Source organism: Achromobacter sp. JD-1 (assembly GCF_038594925.1).
Taxonomy (GTDB): domain Bacteria; phylum Pseudomonadota; class Gammaproteobacteria; order Burkholderiales; family Burkholderiaceae_B; genus Achromobacter; species Achromobacter spanius_C.
In genome coordinates this window covers 291,076-309,435 of the sequence record NZ_JBCGCS010000002.1, presented here as the reverse complement: position 1 = coordinate 309,435, position 18,360 = coordinate 291,076, and the positions used below count along the sequence as shown (strand labels likewise).

Sequence of the window (18,360 nt, the reverse complement as noted above, 5' to 3'; positions counted from 1 at the left end):
ATCTGTTTTAGGGGAATAACCTATGTCCGCTGTGATCCAACGCAGCCACCTGGATTGGCTGGAATCCGAAGCCATCTTCATCATGCGCGAGGTGGCCGCCGAAAGCGAAAAGCCCGTGCTGCTGTTCTCGGGCGGCAAAGATTCGGTGGTGCTGCTGCGCCTGGCCGAAAAGGCCTTTCGCCCCGGGCGCTTCCCGTTCCCGCTCATGCACATCGATACCGGCCACAACTTCGATGAAGTCATCGCCTTTCGCGACCAACGCGCCGCGGAACTGGGCGAGGAACTGATCGTGCGCAGTGTTGAAGATTCCATCAAGCGCGGCAGTGTGGTGTTGCGCCGCGAAACGGATTCGCGCAACGCGGCTCAGGCGGTGACGCTGCTGGAAGCGATTGAGGAATTCGGCTTTGACGCCTGCATCGGCGGCGCGCGGCGCGACGAAGAAAAGGCGCGTGCCAAGGAACGCATCTTTTCGTTCCGCGACGAGTTCGGCCAATGGGATCCCAAGGCCCAGCGCCCCGAACTGTGGAACCTGTTCAACACCCGCGTGCATCGGGGCGAGAACATGCGCGTGTTCCCGATCTCGAACTGGACCGAGCTGGACGTCTGGCAATACATCCAGCGCGAGCAATTGGCGCTGCCGTCCATCTACTACAGCCACGAACGCGAGGTGGTGCGCAGGAAGGGCCTGCTGGTGCCAGTGACCCGCCTGACGCCGCCGCAAGATGGCGAACAAGTCGAGCGCTTGCCGGTGCGTTTCCGCACAGTGGGCGATATTTCCTGCACCTGCCCGGTGGCTTCTGATGCCGCCGACACCTACGCCATCATCGCCGAGACGGCAGTGACCGACATCACCGAGCGCGGCGCCACGCGCATGGACGACCAGACTTCCGAGGCCTCGATGGAGCGCCGCAAGAAGGAAGGCTATTTCTGAATGCACAACGCCGGCTGCGGCCGGCGGCAGGGGACGCACATGAATGCACTGAACGATTCTTTTCTTTCCGGCGCCGGCACGGGCGTGTTGCGCTTGATCACGGCGGGGTCCGTCGATGACGGCAAGTCCACCTTGATCGGCCGTTTGCTCTACGACAGCAAGGGCGTGTTTGCCGACCAGCTGGACGCCATCTCGCGCGCCAAGCATAAGCGGGTGGCGGGCGACGGCATTGACTTTTCGCTGCTGACCGACGGCCTGGAAGCCGAACGCGAGCAGGGCATCACCATCGACGTGGCCTATCGCTATTTCTCCACGCCCGCGCGCAAATTCATCATTGCCGACGCGCCCGGCCACGAGCAGTACACCCGCAATATGGTGACGGGCGCATCGACGGCGGATGTGGCGGTGATACTCATCGACGCCACGCGCGCGGCCGACGGCAAGCTGTTGCCGCAGACCAAGCGGCACAGCACGATCGCGCGGCTGCTGGGCATCCGCCATATTGTGGTGGCCGTGAACAAGATGGATCTGGTGGATTGGGATCAGGCCGTCTTCGACCGCATCCGCGATGCGTATGCCGACCTGGCCACCAAACTGGGCATTGCGCATTTCGACGTGCTGCCGCTGTCGGCGCTCAATGGCGACAACGTGGTGACGCTGTCGCCCAAGACGCCTTGGTACGAAGGCCAGCCCTTGCTGGCGTTGCTGGAATCGCTGGACCTGGCCAGCGACGGGCGCGCGTTGCCGTTGCGCTTTCCGGTGCAATGGGTGGCGCGGCACGGCGGCGATCAGAAGGAAGACTTTCGCGGCTACGCGGGGCGCGTGGCCAGCGGCGTGCTGCGCGCGGGCGATGCGGTCACCGTGCAGCCGTCGGGCGTGACGGCGGTGGTTCGCGAGGTGCGCGTATTTGACCGCGTGTTGGATGAGGCGGTGGCCGGCGATTCCGTCACGTTGGTGTTGGACCGTGATGTGGACGTGTCGCGTGGCGACGTGATCGTGCACACGGCCGCGCCCGCGCAAGTGACGCGCGAGTTCGAGGCCGAGCTCTGCTGGCTGGATGCGCAAGCCTTGAATCCGGCGCGCAAGTATCTGTTGAAGTCGGGCACGCGCCTGACGTCGGCGAAGATCCGCGCGGTGCTGTCGCATCGCGACATCCACGAATTGCAGGAAGTGGAAAACACCGAAGGCACCTTGCAGATGAACGACATTGGTCGCGTGACTTTCACCACGCGCGAGGCCTTGGCGGTGGATCGTTATGCGGATGTTCCGGCCACGGGCGCCTTTATTTTGATCGACGAAGCCACGCATCAGACCGCGGCGGCGGGCATGTTGCGTTAATGCCTGTCTGGGCCGAAAAACAACGTATTTTCGGTCCGATTTTTGCTGTTGTATTTCTTCCAAACCCAATGCTAGTGCGGGTTTCCAGGCGATATCGCCTGGTGAAATCGATTTGTTCAGACGCGCTTGGCGTCTTGCGGTAAAGTGGGGCTGTCTTACGAAAAGGCTTTTGGTGCTTGTCAAAACCACTGTGTTTTTGTACAGTAGTTTTTATGGCACGCACCGATCATTCTTTTCTCGCCGGTTCTGGGTCCCCGGCTGCCGCCCCCGCCGCCTTGCGCGGTCGGGGTGCGGTTACTAATGTTCGGCATCGCTTTCAGCGCGATGACCGTGTGCAGGTCGATGACGGCTGGTCCGGTTCCGGTCTGCCAGCGGATTTCGTCGAATCCGTCCCTGATAATTTCCCCGACAACGCTCCCAAAAGCACGTTCGACCATTCGGTCCCTGGCGCTGGCTCTCCGCGCGGTACGACGGTCATTCCCATCCTGCCCGATACGCGCCTTGAGCCGCCCGTTCCCAAGACGACAGTTACCGCGGAAGAAGCCCGCAAGATGCTGTCGCGCAATGATTCACCCGATATCCCCTTTGATGTTGCCGTGAACCCTTACCGGGGTTGCGAGCACGGTTGCGTGTATTGCTACGCCCGGCCCACGCATTCGTACCTGGGCATGTCGCCGGGGTTGGACTTTGAAACCCGCCTGGTAGCCAAGGCCAACGCCGTCGAGGCCTTGCGCGCCGAGCTCGCGCGCCCTGGCTATAAGCCGTCGCCCATCAATATCGGTTCTGCTACCGACGCCTACCAGCCCATCGAACGCGACTGGCGCCTGACGCGCGGCATGCTCGAACTGATGCTGGAAACCCGGCACCCGGTAACCATCGTGACGAAGAACGCGCTGGTGGCGCGTGACCTGGACCTGCTGGCGGCGTTGGCTGAACAGAATCTGGTGGTGGTCTATATCAGCATCACCACGCTGGACGCCGGTATGGCCCGCACGCTGGAGCCGCGCGCCGCGGCGCCCTGGCGGCGGCTGGAAGCCGTGCGCAGCCTGACGGATGCGGGCGTGCCAGTGGGCGTGCTGGTGGCGCCGGTCATCCCCTTCATCAACGACGAATCCATGGAACACATCCTCCAGGAGTCCAAGGCGGCCGGCGCGCATTACGCCAGCTATACCGTCTTGCGCCTGCCCTGGGAGGTCAAGACCTTGTTCGAAGACTGGCTCAACGCCCATTACCCCGACCGCGCCCAGCGCGTCTTGCACCGCATAGAAGACCTGCGCAATGGCCGCCGCAATGACCCGAACTTCGGTTCGCGGATGCGGGGCACCGGCATCTGGGCAGACCTGCTGCGCCAGCGCTTTGCCGTCGCCACCCGCAAGCTGGGGCTGAACCGCCACCGTCTGGCGCTGGATTGCGACCGCTTCCAGCCCCCGGTGATGGCAGGTGGTACGCCATCGCTGTTTGCGACGGACGTTGCGGCTGCCTCGGGCGGTGCGTCTTCAGCGGCCAGATCTTCTTCCGATTTCCTATCCCCGGTTGGCGCGCAAGCGTCTTCAGGGGTCCCCCATTCTGACGGCTTGCCCGCGGTCAGCGGCGCCTATGGGCGCGGCGAACGCCAACTGCGCGCGTTGGCGGCTGGCCAGTTGTCGCTGTTTGATTGATCGCGGTTCGTCGCCGTGTCGGCCGCTGCGGCGGCGTGGAATCATTTCTTCAAGGAGTTCTTATGAACACCGCTGATTTTTCCGTTTTGTCCGACGAGCTTGTCGTCTCGCTGAACCCGCTGCGCCGCGGCGTCCATCGTGCGCGTGCCGTTTGCACCAAGCTGACAGGTATGGCCATGCCGTGGACGACCGCATCGGCCGGTGGCGAGCGGCGCGACCGCAGTCGGTCAGGCACCACGCCGGCACGCTGGCCGTTTCCACCCGCGCCGGTAGACGAGGGCACGCTAGGGGGGCAAACCGTATCGGTGCCGATGCCGGTGGCCGAGTCATCGCCCGCATCAATGCCGATGCCTGTCATTCGTCCCGTGGCGGCTCCCGCCGAACGCGAGCGCAGCCTGGGCAACGCCACGGTAGAGCCCGTGACCTCCCAAGTGACCATGAAGGCGATGGTGTTGGATGTGGTGATGGTGCTGGCGTGGGGCGCAATCATCCCTGGGCTGATGTGGCTGGGCGCGGCGGCGGGCTTCTAAGCAGTCAGGCACCATGCCTGGGGCAGCGCAATCAGCTGGAACCCAGCAGGACCACGCCCACCAGAATGGCAAGGCAGCCGGCCAAACGGCCCGGGCCAACCTTTTCGCGCAGCAGGAACATGCCAGCCAGGGTGCCAAGCATCATCGACATTTCGCGGGCTGGCGCCACCAGGCTCAAGGGCGCGCCGTTGCGCAAGGCGTACAGCACCAGGATGTATCCCAGCGGAGACAGCAGGCCCACGGCCAACGCCAAGTGCCAGTGCCCACGCATGGACTCCCAGGCTTGAGCACGCCGGCCCAGCATGTGGGGCGTCATCATGGCGGTTCGAGTGACGCAGGTAAACCAGTCGAACAGTACGGGGCTGATCAGCAGTACCTTCACGCCATAGGCGTCCACCACGGTATAGGCGGCGATGAACAGGCCGATCACCACGCCCCAGCGCACGCCAACCCAGGCTTGCGCCTGCTTGAAGATGGTCAGCCGGCCCTGGGTGGCAATCAGCAGCACCCCGATGACCACGCACAGCATGCCGATAATGCCGGTGCTGGTGGCGGGTTCGCCCAGCAGCAGAAAGGCCCCTGTCGTGGACAGCAGCGGGCCGGTGCCTCGTGCAATGGGGTACACCACGGACAAGTCGGCCACCTGATAGCCGCGTTGCAGGCACAGGCTGTAGCCCAGGTGCAACAGGCTGGATGTCAGGATGGCGCCTACGACGGGCCAGGTCCAGCTCATGCCGTCGTGTACCAGCACCCAGATCACCCAGGGGGCATAGAGCACCGAAGCGCATAACCCGTAGGCAAACACGAATGGGGCGCCCACCATGGCCGCGCGCTTGGCAAGCAGGTTCCACGTTGCGTGGGCCATCGCCGCCAGGACGACCAATATCAGGGACGTATACGACATGAGGGAACAGCGTCAGATGACGTGTTTGTGACAGAAGTGGCAAGGGTACAGCAAGCCACGGGAAGGCCGCCATTCTACTCGACGCTTACGCAAACTTTTGGTGTAGAATCATTGGTTTGCCAAATCTCATCCTCTGCTTGCGGCACGAGTAACAACATCGGTAAAAATCGCACGGCAAAAATTTTTAGTCCGCAAAGACATGATGATCTAGGAGTTCTCATGAACCTTATCGCTATCCTGGAACAGGAAGAAATTGCCCGTCTGACCGGCGGCCAAGCCAAGCCTGAATTTGCTCCTGGTGACACCGTCATCGTGAGCGTGAACGTCGTTGAAGGCACCCGCAAGCGCGTGCAGGCCTTCGAAGGCGTTGTTATCGCCAAGCGCAATCGCGGCCTGAACTCCGCGTTCACCGTGCGCAAGATTTCGTCGGGTGAAGCCGTGGAACGTACGTTCCAGCTGTACTCGCCGCAAATCGCCGGCATCGAAGTCAAGCGCCGCGGCGACGTGCGCCGCGCCAAGCTGTACTACCTGCGCAACCGCTCGGGCAAGTCGGCACGTATCAAGGAAAAGCTGGTCAGCAAGCAAGCCTCGGCGGCTTGATCGCTTATCGGCACACGGCCCTACCAGTGTCGGACGTTCGCGCCATTCAGCGTTTCCGTCCGGCACGGGTTTCCGGGTTAAAAAGGCACCTGCGAGGGTGCCTTTTTCTTTTTGCAAAGCCGTATGTCTGATTCCTCGTATTCCGCGCGGCCACGACGGCCGCTCGTGCGTCCCGGCTTCGATCCGGCGACGCAACCGTGGGTAGTGGCCAATGAGTCCTTGCCGGCCGTGCCCGCCAGCCTGCTGACCCCGCATCGCTTGCGGGGCACGCTGACCCAGCCCTCCACGTGGAGGCTGGAGCTGTCTCGCGACAACGACCTGCGCTATCCCGGGCGCGAAGGCGCGCCAGTGCCTGCCGCCGTGCTGATCCCGCTGGTCACCCGCGACAACGGCGTGCACATCATGCTGACCCAGCGTGCCGCGCACCTGCATGACCATGCCGGGCAGGTGAGCTTTCCGGGTGGTCGCATCGAAACCAGTGATTCAACCCCTGTCGCCGCCGCCTTGCGCGAGGCGCAAGAGGAAACGGGCTTGCCCGCCGACCATGTTGAAGTGTTGGGCAGCATGCCGCCTTACCTGACGGCAACCGGTTTTTCGATCATTCCGGTGGTGTCGCTGGTGCGTCCGGGCTTTGAGCTGGCGCCCGACGCTTTCGAGGTGGCCGAAGTGTTCGAAGTGCCGCTGTCGTTTCTGATGGACCCCGCCAACCATCGGCTGTATGAAGCCCGCTTGGACGACGGTCGGGTGCGAAATTATTACGGCATGCCCTACGGCAAGCATTTCATTTGGGGCGCCACGGCAGGCATGCTGCGCAATCTTTATCACCTGTTGCGTAACGGCTTGCAGCCTGGCTGACAACCCAGGCTCGCAGCACCTTGCCCCTGCACACGCAACAAAAGACGGCCATTTCTGGCCGTCTTTTGTTTGGAAATGGGGGGTATCAGTAGCGCTGCTGGCCCGCCAGATTCTCTTCCAGAATGCGCTCGTACAGCGCGTAGCGCAGTGGGTTGATCTTGCCTGCCTGCAAGGCGGCAACCACCCCGCACCCGGGTTCGCGCCGATGCGTGCAGTTGTAGAACCTGCATTCCTCGATGGGCTGCGTAAATTCCGGGAAGCCGCGGATGATGTCGTCGCGCGTCAGGTGCTGCAAGCCAAACGCCTGGAACCCGGGCGAATCGATCAAGTCGCCGCCGGGCTCGGGCAAATGGTAGAGCCGCGTGCTGGTCGTGGTGTGCTTGCCCATGTCCAGCGCAGTGGAGTGCTCGCGCGTGGCGGCGCGGGCGTCGGGAATCAGGGCATTGAGCAGGGTGGACTTGCCCATGCCGCTTTGGCCCAGCAACAGGTTGGTGCGTCCGGCCAGGCGCGGGGCCAGCAGGGCATGCACATTTTCCGGTTCCAGGGCGCTAAGTTCGACGACCGGCACGCCTAGCGCGGCAATCGGCGCCAGACGTGCGCGCGCGGCGGGCAGCTCTTCGGTCAGGTCGGTCTTGTTCAGGACGATAAGCGGGGATATGCCGACGCTCCAGGCGCCGGCCAACGCGCGCCCGGTCAGGTCGTCCGAGAACGTGGGTTGCACCGCAATCACGATCAGCAACTGGTCAACGTTGGAGGCGAACTGCTTGGAGCGCATGTCGTCCGACCGATACAGCAGGTTGCTGCGCGGCAGAATGGCGTCGATAGCGCCTTCGTCCTTGCCTTGCGGCGCGATGCGCACGCGGTCGCCGACGGCAGCTCCGGCTTTTTTGCCGCGCGGAAAGCACTTGCGTAGCGAACCATCGGCAAGCTCCACCGTGTAGTGGCGCCCGTGCGCGGCGATGATGCGGCCGTCGATCTGGTCGCCTACGGCTTCGGATGGCGCGGCCATGGCGCCGTTTCGGGTAGTGCGCGTGTTGCTCATGCGGCAGGCGCCATCAGGTGGCGGATGCGCTCGGCGGCGGGGGGGTGGCTGTCGTAGAAGGCGGAATGCACAGGGTCGGGAGTCAGCGTAGCAGCGTTGTCGTCATAGAGTTTGACCAGTGCGGATACCAGGTGTGCCGGCGAACTCTGCTCGGCCGCATAGCGATCCGCCTCGAATTCGTCGCGACGCGAGTACCAACTGGCCAACGGCGTGAACATGAAAGTAAAAACGGGAATGACCAGGAAGAACAGCAGCAGCGCCATGGCGTCGTTGCGACCACCCAACTGGGGTAGCACGCCCAGATCCACATAGAACCAGGGTTGCTGCGATACCCAGCCCAGGATGGCAAAGAAGGCCAGCGCGGCGCCGAAGCTGAAGACCACGCGCTTGATGATGTGGCGCTTGGCGAAGTGGCCCAGTTCGTGCGCGAGCACGGCTTCGATTTCATCGCCGTTCAGGCGGGCGAGCAGGGTGTCGAAGAACACGATGCGGCGCGACCGCCCGAAGCCGGTGAAATAGGCGTTGCCGTGCGCAGAGCGGCGCGAGCCGTCCATCACGAACAGGCCATTCAACGCAAAGCCGCAGCGCTGCGCCAGGCGCTGAATGCGGCCAGCCAGTTCCGGGTCGGACAGCGGCGTGAACTTATTGAAGAGCGGGGCAATGAACATCGGGTAGATGATCAGCAGCGCCAGATTGAATACCGTCCACAGCGCCCAGGCCCACACCCACCAGTAGGCGCCCGCGCTGCCCATCAGCCACAGCACGGCGGCGGCCAGCGGCAGGCCCAGCACGGCCGCCACGAGCAAGCCCTTGGCGGTGTCCGCGATGAACAGTTCAGGTGTCATGCGGTTGAAACCGAAGCGAGCTTCCAGTTTGAACTGTCGCCACAGCGTGAACGGCAGGCCCAGCAGACCCAGCACCAGCGCCACCACCACCAGCAACAGCATCTGGCGCAAGAAGTCATTGCTGGTAAGCTGGCCCACCATCAGGTCGATGAATTGCAAGCCGCCCATCAGCGTCAGGCACACCAGCAGAATTGCGTCGTAGGTGCGTTCCAGCATGCCCAGCTTGACGCGCGCAACCGTGTAGTCGGCGGCGCGCTGATGGCTGGTCAACCCGATGCGTGGCGAGAATTCGGCGGGCACCTGGTCGCGGTTGCGCGCAACGTGACGGATCTGGCGGCTGGCCAGCCACAGGCGCACCGCGATATCGGCAAGCAGGAAGGCAACGAACAGCAGAGTGAACATGGGCGAAGCGGATGGCTCAATAGGGATGTGCGAAAATCGCGTGTTTTATAGGCAAATTATATGGCTGTGAACGAAAATCGCCTGGTCTGGCTCGACATGGAAATGACCGGGCTGGATCCCGAGAAAGAACGCATCATCGAGGTTGCCGTCGTGGTCACCGAACCCGACCTGACGGTGGTGGCCGAAGGCCCGGTTCTGGTCGTCCACCAGCCCGACAGCCTGCTTGACGCCATGGATAACTGGAACAAATCCACCCACGGCAAGAGCGGCTTGATCGACAAGGTCCGCGCATCGACCGTGTCCGAGGCGCAGGCAGAGGATACGCTGTTGGCGTTTTTGGCGCAGCATGTGCCGGCGGGAAAATCGCCGCTTTGCGGCAACACCATCAGCCAGGACCGCCGCTTCATGTTTGCTTACATGCCGCGCCTGGAACAGTTCTTCCACTACCGTAATCTGGACGTCAGCACGCTGAAGGAATTGGCGCGCCGCTGGGCGCCGGCCGTGTACAAGGGCTTCGAGAAAAAGAGCCGCCACGAAGCGCTGGCCGACATCTACGAATCCATCGACGAACTCAAGTACTACCGCGAACACTTCCTGAAAGTGTAAGCAGGCGGCTTGGGACGGGATTGCCATGACCAGTCATTCCGTTGCTCAGATTCGCCGCGCCGAGCAGTTGGCGTTGGCACAGGGGGCGTCACTCATGCCAAAGGCTGGCGCGGCGGCCGCGGCATTTGCTGCCGAACGGGTAGCTCCTGGCGGCTCCATCCTGGCCGTGGCCGGTCCCGGCAACAACGGCGGAGATGCCCTGGAAGCCGCGACACGCCTGCTGGCGTTGGGTCTGCGCGTTCAGGTCCTGCTGCCGTCTGGCCCCGAAAAATTGCCCGCCGATGCGGCGCGCGCCTGGGCGGGCTGGCTTGCCGCCGGGGGCCATACGCTGGCGTCGCTTCCCGCCACGCCTCCTGATCTGCTTATCGACGGCCTGTTCGGTATCGGGTTGAACCGTCCGTTGGATTCCACCTGGCAGCAGTTGGTCGATATGATCAATGCGTGGCGCGCGCCCGTGTTGGCGCTGGATGTGCCTAGCGGCATCGACGCCGATACCGGCGCGGCGTTAGGCCGGCCAATCCAGGCTACCTGGACGCTGTCTTTTATTGCTACCGCCCGGGGTTTGACTCGGCCCGGCGCCGGTCGCGACGCCGCGGGCGAATGCCATGTGGACACGCTGGGTGTGGAGATGCCCGGCGATGCTGCCAGCTAGGCGGATTGCCCCGGCGTACCATTGCCGAGGCCACGCGCTCTGAAGGCGCGCCCCCCTCAGACCGGCCGCCCTCCAAAACGGGATTCCACGTCAGTCGTCAGCGGGGTGTAACGCTCATTGTCTTGCCCGGCGCGCGCGTTCAGATGCGTTTCCGACGCATCGAACACCTTCCAGTAGATGCGCCCGCATAGGGCGCGGGCGGCGTGGCCCGGCCAGTTGTCGGGCAGCATCGGCCCGGGCAGTTGTGGGTCGTGCAGCACGATCCGGCGCCAGTGGTGCAGCAGCATGACCCGCACGACAAAGGCGTCGGCGGGCGGTGGGGTTTCCTCCAGCAGCTTTTCCAGCGGACCGAAATTACGCGAGAACTGGCGGTACTGCTCGGCCACATCGTCCAGGTTCCAGCATTGCGAGGCCAAGCTGGCGATGGGCAGGCCGCCCGCACCGGCCAGATCGCGGGCAGATAGCACCAACGCCCGGTCCGGAATGCCCAGTTTTTCCAGGATGTCGTGCGCGGCGCTCGCCTCGGTGTGCGGATGCGCGAACAGGCCCGGCGCGATCATGCCGAACCCTTCCCAGACCAGTTCCCGGCGCAGCTCGGCGCGTTCGGCCAGCCCGTTGCCGGTGCGTGGTAGCGCCACCAGCGTCCATTCCCCGTTCCAGTCCTGCGTCGCGCCTTCGTAAATGCGCTGTGAGGCATGCGCGGTATGTCGCTGCCCCTGTTCAGAAATCAGGTACAGGCTGCGCCGGCCATGCCGTTCCGATTGCAGCCAATTCTGCGCCACCAGCCGAAAGACGCTGGTGCGCAGCAGGCGTTCGTTGATGCCCAGCGGGGCCAGCAGTTCGATCAGGTCGCCCAGCCAGATGGCGCCGCCGTGAGGCGCCAGCGCGTCCCCCAGCAAGCTGACGCAGAGCGATTTGGCGCGAGGCGGGTCGCTTTTCAACAAGCGGGACAGGAAACGGTCCAAAGGCGACGTAGGGTTTGCCATAGGGTGGGCCAAATGCGGCCGATATCGGGATCCGCAATATGATACATAAATCCAATGTGATACAGCTTTGCGTTTGACAATGATTTTTTTGTATTAAATAATCCGCCTATGACATGACGGCGCTGTGGAACGTTTGCCTTGCGTTTTCGCAAACCGTCTCAAGGAGACAAACATGTACGCTCAACTCGTCGAAACCGGCGTCAAGCAGGTCAAGACCGCGGACCAGCTTGAAGGTCCCGAACAGACGTTTCAGCGCCGCATAGACGATGGCGTGCGCATCGAGGCCAAGGACTGGATGCCCGATGCCTATCGCAAGACGCTGGTGCGCCAGATCTCGCAGCATGCGCACTCGGAAATTGTCGGCATGCTGCCCGAAGGCAACTGGATCACGCGCGCTCCGTCCCTCAAGCGCAAAGCGATTCTGCTGGCCAAGGTGCAGGACGAGGCCGGCCACGGTCTGTACCTGTACAGCGCCGCCGAGACGCTGGGCGTGTCGCGCGATGACCTCATCGACGACCTGCACGCGGGCCGCGCCAAGTACTCCAGCATCTTCAATTACCCCACGCTTAGCTGGGCCGATATCGGCATGATCGGCTGGCTGGTCGATGGCTCGGCCATCATCAACCAGATCCCGCTGTGCCGCTGTTCATACGGCCCCTACGCGCGCGCCATGGTGCGCGTCTGTAAGGAAGAATCCTTCCACCAGCGCCAGGGGTACGACCTGCTGATGCAGATGTGCCTGCACGGCACGCCCGAGCAAAAGGCGATGGTGCAAGATTCCTTGAACCGCTGGTGGTGGCCCGCCCTGATGATGTTCGGCCCGTCCGACGCCGAATCGCCCAACAGCGCGCAATCGATGGCCTGGAAGATCAAGCTCTTCTCCAACGATGAACTGCGCCAGAAGATGGTGGACCAGACTGTGCCGCAGGCCGAATACCTGGGCCTGACCGTGCCGGATCCCGACCTCAAGTGGAACGCCGAACGCGGTCACTATGACTTCGGCGAAATCGACTGGAGCGAGTTCTACGCCGTGCTCAAGGGCAACGGGCCGTGCAACCGCGAACGTCTGGCCGCGCGCGTCAAGGCGCACGAAGACGGTGCCTGGGTGCGCGACGCGCTGGTGGCCTACGCGGACAAGAAGGCGCAGCGCAAGGCCGCTTGAAGCGAAGCGCTTGAACTGGCCGCAGCGTCTGCATACCTATTCAAGCGCGCCTGCGCACCTCTTTTCCACCCCGACATCACCTCATCATTGCCGTCCGGAGCGCGCCGCGCGCGCCCGGCATTTCAAGGATATTCATCATGAGCAAAGACTGGCCTTTGTGGGAAGTGTTCATCCGCAGCCAGCACGGCCTGGCCCATAAGCACGTCGGCAGCCTGCACGCCTCGGACGCCGAAATGGCGATCAACCACGCTCGCGACGTCTACACGCGCCGCAACGAAGGCCTGAGCATCTGGGTCGTGCGCGCCTCGGATATTTCGGCCAGCAGCCCCGGCGACAAGGAACCCTTGTTCGAACCGGCCAACAGCAAGGTCTACCGGCATCCCACGTTTTTCCCGATGCCCGACGAAATCAAGCACATGTAAGGCGGTGGGCGGACATGGACAAGACTCTGTTTGAATACCTGCTGCGCCTGGGCGATTCGTCGCTCATCCTGTCGCAGCGCCTGGGCGCGTGGACCGGCCACGGCCCCATCCTGGAAGAAGACCTGGCGCTGACCAACACCGCGCTGGACCTGTTGGGCCAGGCTCGCATGTGGCTGACGCTGGCGGGCGAAGTCGAAGGCGCCGGCCGTGACGAAGACGCGTTGGCCTATCACCGCGACGCGCATCAATTCCACAACGTGCTGCTGGTTGAACGCGCCAATGGCAACTATGCCGACACCATGGCGCGCCAGTTCCTGTTCGACGTGTGGCACTACTTCCTGTTGCAACGCCTGGAGCAGTCCGCTGACGAACGTGTCGCCGCCATCGCCGCCAAGTCCATCAAGGAAGTCACCTACCATGTGCGTCGCTCGTCGGACATGGTGGTGCGCCTGGGTGATGGCACCGACGAAAGCCACGCCAAGATGCAGGCCGCCATCGACGACGCCTGGCGCTTTACCGGCGAATTGTTCGCCGACGACGCCGTGGACCAGGACGTGGCCGCGCGCGGCATCGGCTGCGAACTTTCCGCCCTGCGCGCACCGTGGCTGGCCCACGTGCGCGAAGTGCTGGAAGAAGCCACCTTGACCGTGCCCGACGAAACCGCCGCCAACCATCTGGCCTACCGGGGCGGCCGCCAGGGCAAGCACACCGAAGAACTGGGCTACGTGCTGGCCGAAATGCAGTACCTGCCGCGCGCCTATCCAGGAGCCTCGTGGTGAACGCGCTGGCGCCCATTTCCGCCGACCAGGTCTACGCCTGGCTGCACGAGGTTCCCGATCCGGAGATCCCCGTGCTGTCCGTGGTGGACCTGGGCGTGGTGCGTGACGTGACCTGGGACGGCGACACCTGTGTCGTCGTCATCACGCCCACGTACTCTGGCTGCCCGGCCATGCGCGAGATCACCCAGGACATCCAGCAGACGCTGGCGCGCCACGGTATCGACGCAGTCCGTGTCGATACCCGCCTGGCACCCGCCTGGACGACCGACTGGATGAGCGAAAAGGGCCGCGAAGCCCTCAAGGGCTACGGCATCGCCGCCCCCGCCGAACGCGCCATCGACATCTCGGGCATCAGCCGCCGCGCCGCCGCGCCCGCCATCGCGTGCCCGCGTTGCGGCTCGCGCGACACGCGGATGGTCAGCAACTTCGGGTCCACGTCGTGCAAGGCGCTGTATCGCTGCGTGTCTTGCCGCGAACCCTTCGATTATTTCAAGACTCACTGAGAGCGGTTTCAAGATGAGCAACCAATTTCATTCCTTGAAGGTGGCCTCGGTGGCGCGCAATACGCGCGACGCCGTGGTTGTCACCTTTGACCTGCCCGACACGCTGACCGACGAGTTCGCCTTCCTGCCGGGGCAGTACCTGACCCTGCGCACGCAACTGAATGGCGAAGAGCTGCGCCGCTCGTACTCGATCTGTTCCGCCCCGCACGACAAGCTGCTGCGCGTGGCCATCAAGAAGGTCGACGAAGGCGCGTTCTCCAGTTGGGCCAACCACGAACTGCAACCGGGTCAGACGCTGGAAGTGATGGCGCCCGCCGGCAACTTCACCGTGGATTTCTCGCCCGAGAACCAGCGCCATTACGTGGCCTTCGCGGTGGGCAGCGGCATCACGCCGGTGTTCTCGCTGGTGAAGACCGCGCTGTCGACCGAACCGCGCAGCAAGTTCACGCTGTTCTTTGGCAACCGCGCATCGTCGGCCGTGCTGTTCCGCGAAGAAATCGAAGACCTGAAGAACCTGTACATGGAGCGCTTCTCGCTGGTCTACGTCATGAGCCGCGAGACGCAAGACATTGAACTGTTCAACGGTCGCCTGGACGGCGACAAGGTCGATCAGTTGATGTCGGCCTGGATGAGCCCCGAAGACATCGATTACGCTTTTGTCTGTGGTCCGCAGACCATGACCGAAAGCGTGGTCGAGCGGCTGCAGGCCCGTGGCATTCCGAAGTCGAACATCAAGTTCGAATTGTTCGGGGCGCCCAAGGGGCCACGCGCGCTGCGCACCGGCCACGACGCCCCGCAGGCGCCGGGCAAGGGCCAGTGTGAAGTGACCGTGGTGCAGGACGGCCACAGCCGCATGTTCGTGATTGATAAGAATAAAGACAGCGTGCTGGACTCGGCGCTGGCGCAGGGAATCGAGCTACCGTATTCGTGCAAGGGCGGCGTGTGTTCCACCTGCCGATGCAAGGTTATCGAAGGCGAAGTGGACATGGACGCCAACTTCGCCCTGGAAGACTACGAAGTGGCGCGCGGATTCGTTTTGAGTTGCCAGAGCTTTCCGGTCAGCGACCGCCTGGTTATCGACTTCGACCAGGAAACCTGACGCGGCCCGAGCCAGTCAGACACCCCTAATTCATTGGAGAGACAAGCGTGTCCCAAAAATTCTTCGAACGTCACCAGCCCGTGCTGGAACAATCCCTGGCGGCTGCCGCGTTGCGTGGCTACTGGAGCCCCTTCGCTGAATCGCCCAGCCCGCGCAACTATGGCGAAACGGCCAACGACGACGGCCGCGCCGCCTTCGAAGCCCTGAAGGGCAAGCCGTTCCCGTTGAACCTGCATGATGCCGACGGCACCGTGGGCGGCGAAAAATCGCCCTATGGGTTCGACCTGGGCATTACCTACCCGCACGTTCCGGTCGACAAGCTGATCAGCGCGTCCAAGCGTGCGCTGGAAGATTGGCGCCGCGCTGGCCCGCAAGCCTGGGTGGGCGTGTCGCTGGAAATCCTGGCGCGCCTGAACAAGCTCAGTTTCGAAATTGCCTACGCCGTGCAGCACACCACCGGCCAAGGTTTCATGATGGCCTTCCAGGCCGGCGGCCCGCACGCGCAAGACCGTGGCTTTGAGGCGGTGACGTATGCGTGGCAGGAAATGTCGCGCATTCCGGGCGTGGCGATCTGGGAAAAGCCGCAAGGCAAGAATGACCCCATCCGCATGGAAAAGCAGTTCACCGTGGTGCCGCGTGGCGTGGCGCTGGTGATCGGCTGCTCGACCTTCCCCACCTGGAACGGCTACCCCGGCCTGTTCGCCAGCCTGGCCACCGGCAACACCGTCATCGTCAAGCCGCACCCGGGCGCGATCCTGCCGCTGGCCATCACCGTGAAGGTGGCGCGCGAAGTGCTGCAAGAAGCGGGCTTCGACCCCGATGTGGTCCTGCTGGCCGCGCACGAAGCGGGCGACGATACGGCGCAGAAGCTGGCGCTGGACCCGGCCGTCAAGATCGTGGACTTCACCGGCAGCACCGCCAACGGCGACTGGCTGGAAAACAATGCCCGCCAGGCGCTGGTCTACACCGAGAAGGCCGGCGTCAACCAGGTCATCATCGATTCCACCGACGACTTGAAGGGCGTGGCGCGCAACCTGGCGTTCTCGCTGGCCTTGTACTCGGGCCAGATGTGCACGGCGCCGCAAAACATCTACGTGCCGCGCGACGGCATCAACACGCCGGAAGGCCGCGTCAGCTTTGATGACGTCGCCGCCGCCTTGGGCGTGGCGCTGGAGAAGCTGGGCGCGGACGCCGCCCGCGCAGTCGAACTGACGGGCGCCATCCAGAATGACGGCATCGTTGAACGCATCGAAAAAGCCCGCGCGCTGGGCCTGCCGGTGGTGGCCGACAGCAAGACGCTGACGCATCCGCAGTTTGAAAACGCCCGCGTTCGCACGCCGTTGCTGCTGCGCACGGAAGCGGGCAACGCGGCCATCAGCCAGGAATGGTTTGGCCCGATCGCCTTCGTGGTGGCCACGGATTCCACCGCGCACAGTGTCCAGTTGGCGCGCGACAGCGTCATTCAGCACGGCGCCTTGTCCTTGTCGGCCTACACGACCGATCCGCAAGTGGCTGACCAGGTGCAGGACGCGGCGGAAGTGTCCGGCGTGTCGTTGTCGTTGAACCTGACGGGCGCGGTGTTCGTCAACCAGACCGCGGCATTCAGCGACTTCCACGGCACCGGCGCCAACCCGGCCGCCAACGCGGCGCTGTCCGACACGGCCTTCGTGTCGAACCGCTTCCGCGTGGTGCAAACCCGCCGTCACGTCTAAGCAGGGCGACGCTTATGAGCTACCAGGATATTCAATTCGACCTGTCGGGCGGCATCGCCCGCCTGACGCTGAACCGACCCGACAAGCTGAACAGCTTCACGGCCAACATGCACGCCGAAGTGGCCGACGCGCTGACGCGAGTGGAAACCGAAGGCGCGCGCGTGCTGGTGCTGACCGGCGCGGGCCGTGGCTTTTGCGCGGGCCAGGACTTAAGCGAGCGCAAGCCCGCCGAAGACGGCACGCCGCCCGACCTGGGTGAAACCGTCGACAAGTTCTACGCGCCGTTGGTGCGCCGCCTGAACGCCTTGCCCATGCCCGTGGTGGTGGGCGTGAACGGCGTGGCGGCCGGGGCGGGCGCCAACCTGGCGTTCGCGGGTGACATCGTCATCGCCAAGGCATCGGCCAATTTCATCCAGTCGTTCTGCCGCCTGGGCCTGATTCCCGACACCGGCGGCACGTTCGCGCTGCCGCGCCTGGTGGGCCGCGCGCGCGCCATGGGCCTGGCCATGCTGGGCGACAAGCTCAGCGCCAAGCAGGCCGAGGAATGGGGTCTGATCTGGCAATGCGTGGCGGATGAAGAATTCGACGCCACGCTTGAGCGCTTGGCCAAACACTTCTCGACCGCGCCCACCAAGGGCCTGGCGTTCACCAAGCAGGCCATGCAGGCCAGCCTGGGCAATGACCTGGCGACGCAATTGGATCTGGAGCGCGACATGATGCGTGAGCTGGGTCGCAGCGCCGACTACGCGGAAGGCGTTGCCGCCTTCCTGGGCAAGCGCGAACCGCAATTCAAGGGGCAATGATGAGCGTACACGTTCCCCCCGTTGAAGCGCCAAGCGATCCGCAGGAACTTGCGCAGGCCGTAGGCACTGTGATGTACGCGGGCGACGCGGCCTCGCAGGGCCTGGACATGAAGGTCGAGGAAATGGCGCCTGGCTATGCGCGGCTGACGATGCGCGTGCGCGCCGACATGCTGAACGGCCACAAGACCTGCCACGGCGGCTTCATCTTCGCGCTGGCCGACAGCGCGTTCGCGTTCTCCTGCAATTCCCGCAACGTCAGCACCGTGGCTTCGGGCTGCACCATCGATTACCTGGCGCCGGGTTTCGAAGGCGACCTGCTGACCGCCGTGGCGCAAGAGCGCTCGCTGGCCGGCCGCACGGGCGTGTATGACGTCACCGTCACCAACCAGGACGGCCGCAACGTCGCCCTGTTCCGTGGGCGGTCCTATCGCATCAAGGGCCAGATCGTGGGGGTTCCCGCCGAAGGCTGAGGATGACACTCCAACGCCAATAGAAACGTCGTCATCCAAGCAAAGTCAAAGCCAAGGCCAA

Annotated in this window: 21 protein-coding genes; 16 read left to right on the top strand and 5 right to left on the bottom strand. The window is 63.8% G+C overall.

Going from position 1 to position 18,360, the window contains the following annotated elements; genetic code table 11:
- Window positions 1-22: 22 nt before the first annotated feature.
- The gene (gene cysD, locus WBR68_RS04690) at window positions 23-931 is read left to right on the top strand and encodes a sulfate adenylyltransferase subunit CysD (RefSeq protein ID WP_230693622.1); all 909 of its coding nucleotides are present in this window, start codon (window positions 23-25) and stop codon (window positions 929-931) included.
- Between the two features lie 39 nt (window positions 932-970).
- A complete protein-coding gene (locus WBR68_RS04685) occupies window positions 971-2,269 on the top strand; it encodes a sulfate adenylyltransferase subunit 1 (RefSeq protein ID WP_050447924.1) in 1,299 nt (432 codons plus the stop codon).
- Between the two features lie 179 nt (window positions 2,270-2,448).
- On the opposite strand, the gene WBR68_RS04680 is transcribed toward WBR68_RS04685, so the two are convergent.
- Window positions 2,449-2,706 carry a hypothetical protein gene (locus tag WBR68_RS04680; protein WP_230693689.1) on the bottom strand — a complete coding sequence of 86 codons (258 nt, stop codon included), beginning with the start codon at window positions 2,704-2,706 and terminating at the stop codon, window positions 2,449-2,451.
- On the opposite strand from WBR68_RS04680, the gene WBR68_RS04675 reads away from it, so the two are divergent.
- Both WBR68_RS04675 and WBR68_RS04670 read left to right on the top strand, forming a co-directional pair.
- On the top strand, window positions 2,602-3,927 hold the full coding sequence (locus WBR68_RS04675; protein ID WP_230693621.1) for a PA0069 family radical SAM protein: 1,326 nt from the start codon (window positions 2,602-2,604) through the stop codon (window positions 3,925-3,927). The two genes, WBR68_RS04680 and WBR68_RS04675, sit on opposite strands and share 105 nt — an antisense overlap.
- A gap of 62 nt (window positions 3,928-3,989) precedes the next feature.
- Window positions 3,990-4,457 (top strand): hypothetical protein, encoded by a 468-nt coding sequence (locus WBR68_RS04670; RefSeq protein ID WP_050447882.1) that lies wholly within the window; start codon window positions 3,990-3,992, stop codon window positions 4,455-4,457.
- A gap of 31 nt (window positions 4,458-4,488) precedes the next feature.
- On the opposite strand, the gene WBR68_RS04665 is transcribed toward WBR68_RS04670, so the two are convergent.
- A complete protein-coding gene (locus tag WBR68_RS04665) occupies window positions 4,489-5,361 on the bottom strand; it encodes a DMT family transporter (protein ID WP_230693620.1) in 873 nt (290 codons plus the stop codon).
- Window positions 5,362-5,580: 219 nt separating this feature from the next.
- Here WBR68_RS04665 and rplS point away from each other — a divergent pair, with 219 nt between their 5' ends.
- Together rplS and WBR68_RS04655 are read left to right on the top strand one after the other, a co-directional pair.
- A complete protein-coding gene (gene rplS, locus WBR68_RS04660) occupies window positions 5,581-5,961 on the top strand; it encodes a 50S ribosomal protein L19 (RefSeq protein WP_006218237.1) in 381 nt (126 codons plus the stop codon).
- Between the two features lie 123 nt (window positions 5,962-6,084).
- Entirely contained in the window at window positions 6,085-6,816 is a 732-nt protein-coding gene (locus WBR68_RS04655) for a CoA pyrophosphatase (RefSeq protein WP_050447884.1), read from the top strand.
- Between the two features lie 85 nt (window positions 6,817-6,901).
- Here the strand turns inward: WBR68_RS04655 and rsgA are convergent, their stop codons facing one another.
- On the bottom strand, window positions 6,902-7,825 hold the full coding sequence (gene rsgA / locus WBR68_RS04650) for a ribosome small subunit-dependent GTPase A (protein WP_050447925.1): 924 nt from the start codon (window positions 7,823-7,825) through the stop codon (window positions 6,902-6,904).
- Window positions 7,826-7,854: 29 nt separating this feature from the next.
- A complete protein-coding gene (locus WBR68_RS04645) occupies window positions 7,855-9,105 on the bottom strand; it encodes a M48 family metallopeptidase (protein ID WP_050447885.1) in 1,251 nt (416 codons plus the stop codon).
- Window positions 9,106-9,165: 60 nt separating this feature from the next.
- Here WBR68_RS04645 and orn point away from each other — a divergent pair, with 60 nt between their 5' ends.
- Window positions 9,166-9,711 (top strand): oligoribonuclease, encoded by a 546-nt coding sequence (gene orn, locus WBR68_RS04640; RefSeq protein WP_050447887.1) that lies wholly within the window; start codon window positions 9,166-9,168, stop codon window positions 9,709-9,711.
- A 25-nt stretch (window positions 9,712-9,736) separates the two neighbouring features.
- Entirely contained in the window at window positions 9,737-10,363 is a 627-nt protein-coding gene (locus tag WBR68_RS04635) for an NAD(P)H-hydrate epimerase (RefSeq protein WP_230693619.1), read from the top strand.
- A 56-nt stretch (window positions 10,364-10,419) separates the two neighbouring features.
- On the opposite strand, the gene paaX is transcribed toward WBR68_RS04635, so the two are convergent.
- The gene (gene paaX / locus WBR68_RS04630) at window positions 10,420-11,349 is read right to left on the bottom strand and encodes a phenylacetic acid degradation operon negative regulatory protein PaaX (protein ID WP_050447889.1); all 930 of its coding nucleotides are present in this window, start codon (window positions 11,347-11,349) and stop codon (window positions 10,420-10,422) included.
- A 172-nt stretch (window positions 11,350-11,521) separates the two neighbouring features.
- On the opposite strand from paaX, the gene paaA reads away from it, so the two are divergent.
- The 8 genes from paaA (at window position 11,522) to paaI (ending at window position 18,299) form a co-directional block, all read left to right on the top strand.
- Window positions 11,522-12,511, top strand: a complete 990-nt coding sequence (gene paaA / locus WBR68_RS04625; RefSeq protein WP_230693618.1) for a 1,2-phenylacetyl-CoA epoxidase subunit PaaA — start codon at window positions 11,522-11,524, stop codon at window positions 12,509-12,511.
- Between the two features lie 137 nt (window positions 12,512-12,648).
- Window positions 12,649-12,933 carry a 1,2-phenylacetyl-CoA epoxidase subunit PaaB gene (gene paaB / locus WBR68_RS04620; protein WP_050447891.1) on the top strand — a complete coding sequence of 95 codons (285 nt, stop codon included), beginning with the start codon at window positions 12,649-12,651 and terminating at the stop codon, window positions 12,931-12,933.
- A gap of 14 nt (window positions 12,934-12,947) precedes the next feature.
- On the top strand, window positions 12,948-13,712 hold the full coding sequence (gene paaC, locus WBR68_RS04615) for a 1,2-phenylacetyl-CoA epoxidase subunit PaaC (protein WP_050447892.1): 765 nt from the start codon (window positions 12,948-12,950) through the stop codon (window positions 13,710-13,712).
- Complete coding sequence (paaD, locus tag WBR68_RS04610) at window positions 13,709-14,215, top strand: 1,2-phenylacetyl-CoA epoxidase subunit PaaD (protein WP_050447893.1); 507 nt, start codon at window positions 13,709-13,711, stop codon at window positions 14,213-14,215. Before paaC ends, paaD begins: the two co-directional genes overlap by 4 nt.
- Before the next feature lie 13 nt (window positions 14,216-14,228).
- Window positions 14,229-15,314 carry a 1,2-phenylacetyl-CoA epoxidase subunit PaaE gene (gene paaE / locus WBR68_RS04605; protein ID WP_050447894.1) on the top strand — a complete coding sequence of 362 codons (1,086 nt, stop codon included), beginning with the start codon at window positions 14,229-14,231 and terminating at the stop codon, window positions 15,312-15,314.
- A gap of 47 nt (window positions 15,315-15,361) precedes the next feature.
- Complete coding sequence (gene paaN, locus WBR68_RS04600; RefSeq protein WP_127183817.1) at window positions 15,362-17,026, top strand: phenylacetic acid degradation protein PaaN; 1,665 nt, start codon at window positions 15,362-15,364, stop codon at window positions 17,024-17,026.
- A 14-nt stretch (window positions 17,027-17,040) separates the two neighbouring features.
- Window positions 17,041-17,829, top strand: a complete 789-nt coding sequence (gene paaG, locus WBR68_RS04595; protein ID WP_127183818.1) for a 2-(1,2-epoxy-1,2-dihydrophenyl)acetyl-CoA isomerase PaaG — start codon at window positions 17,041-17,043, stop codon at window positions 17,827-17,829.
- On the top strand, window positions 17,829-18,299 hold the full coding sequence (gene paaI / locus WBR68_RS04590; RefSeq protein WP_050447926.1) for a hydroxyphenylacetyl-CoA thioesterase PaaI: 471 nt from the start codon (window positions 17,829-17,831) through the stop codon (window positions 18,297-18,299). The genes paaG and paaI overlap by 1 nt, the downstream gene beginning before the upstream one ends.
- Window positions 18,300-18,360: the final 61 nt, after the last annotated feature.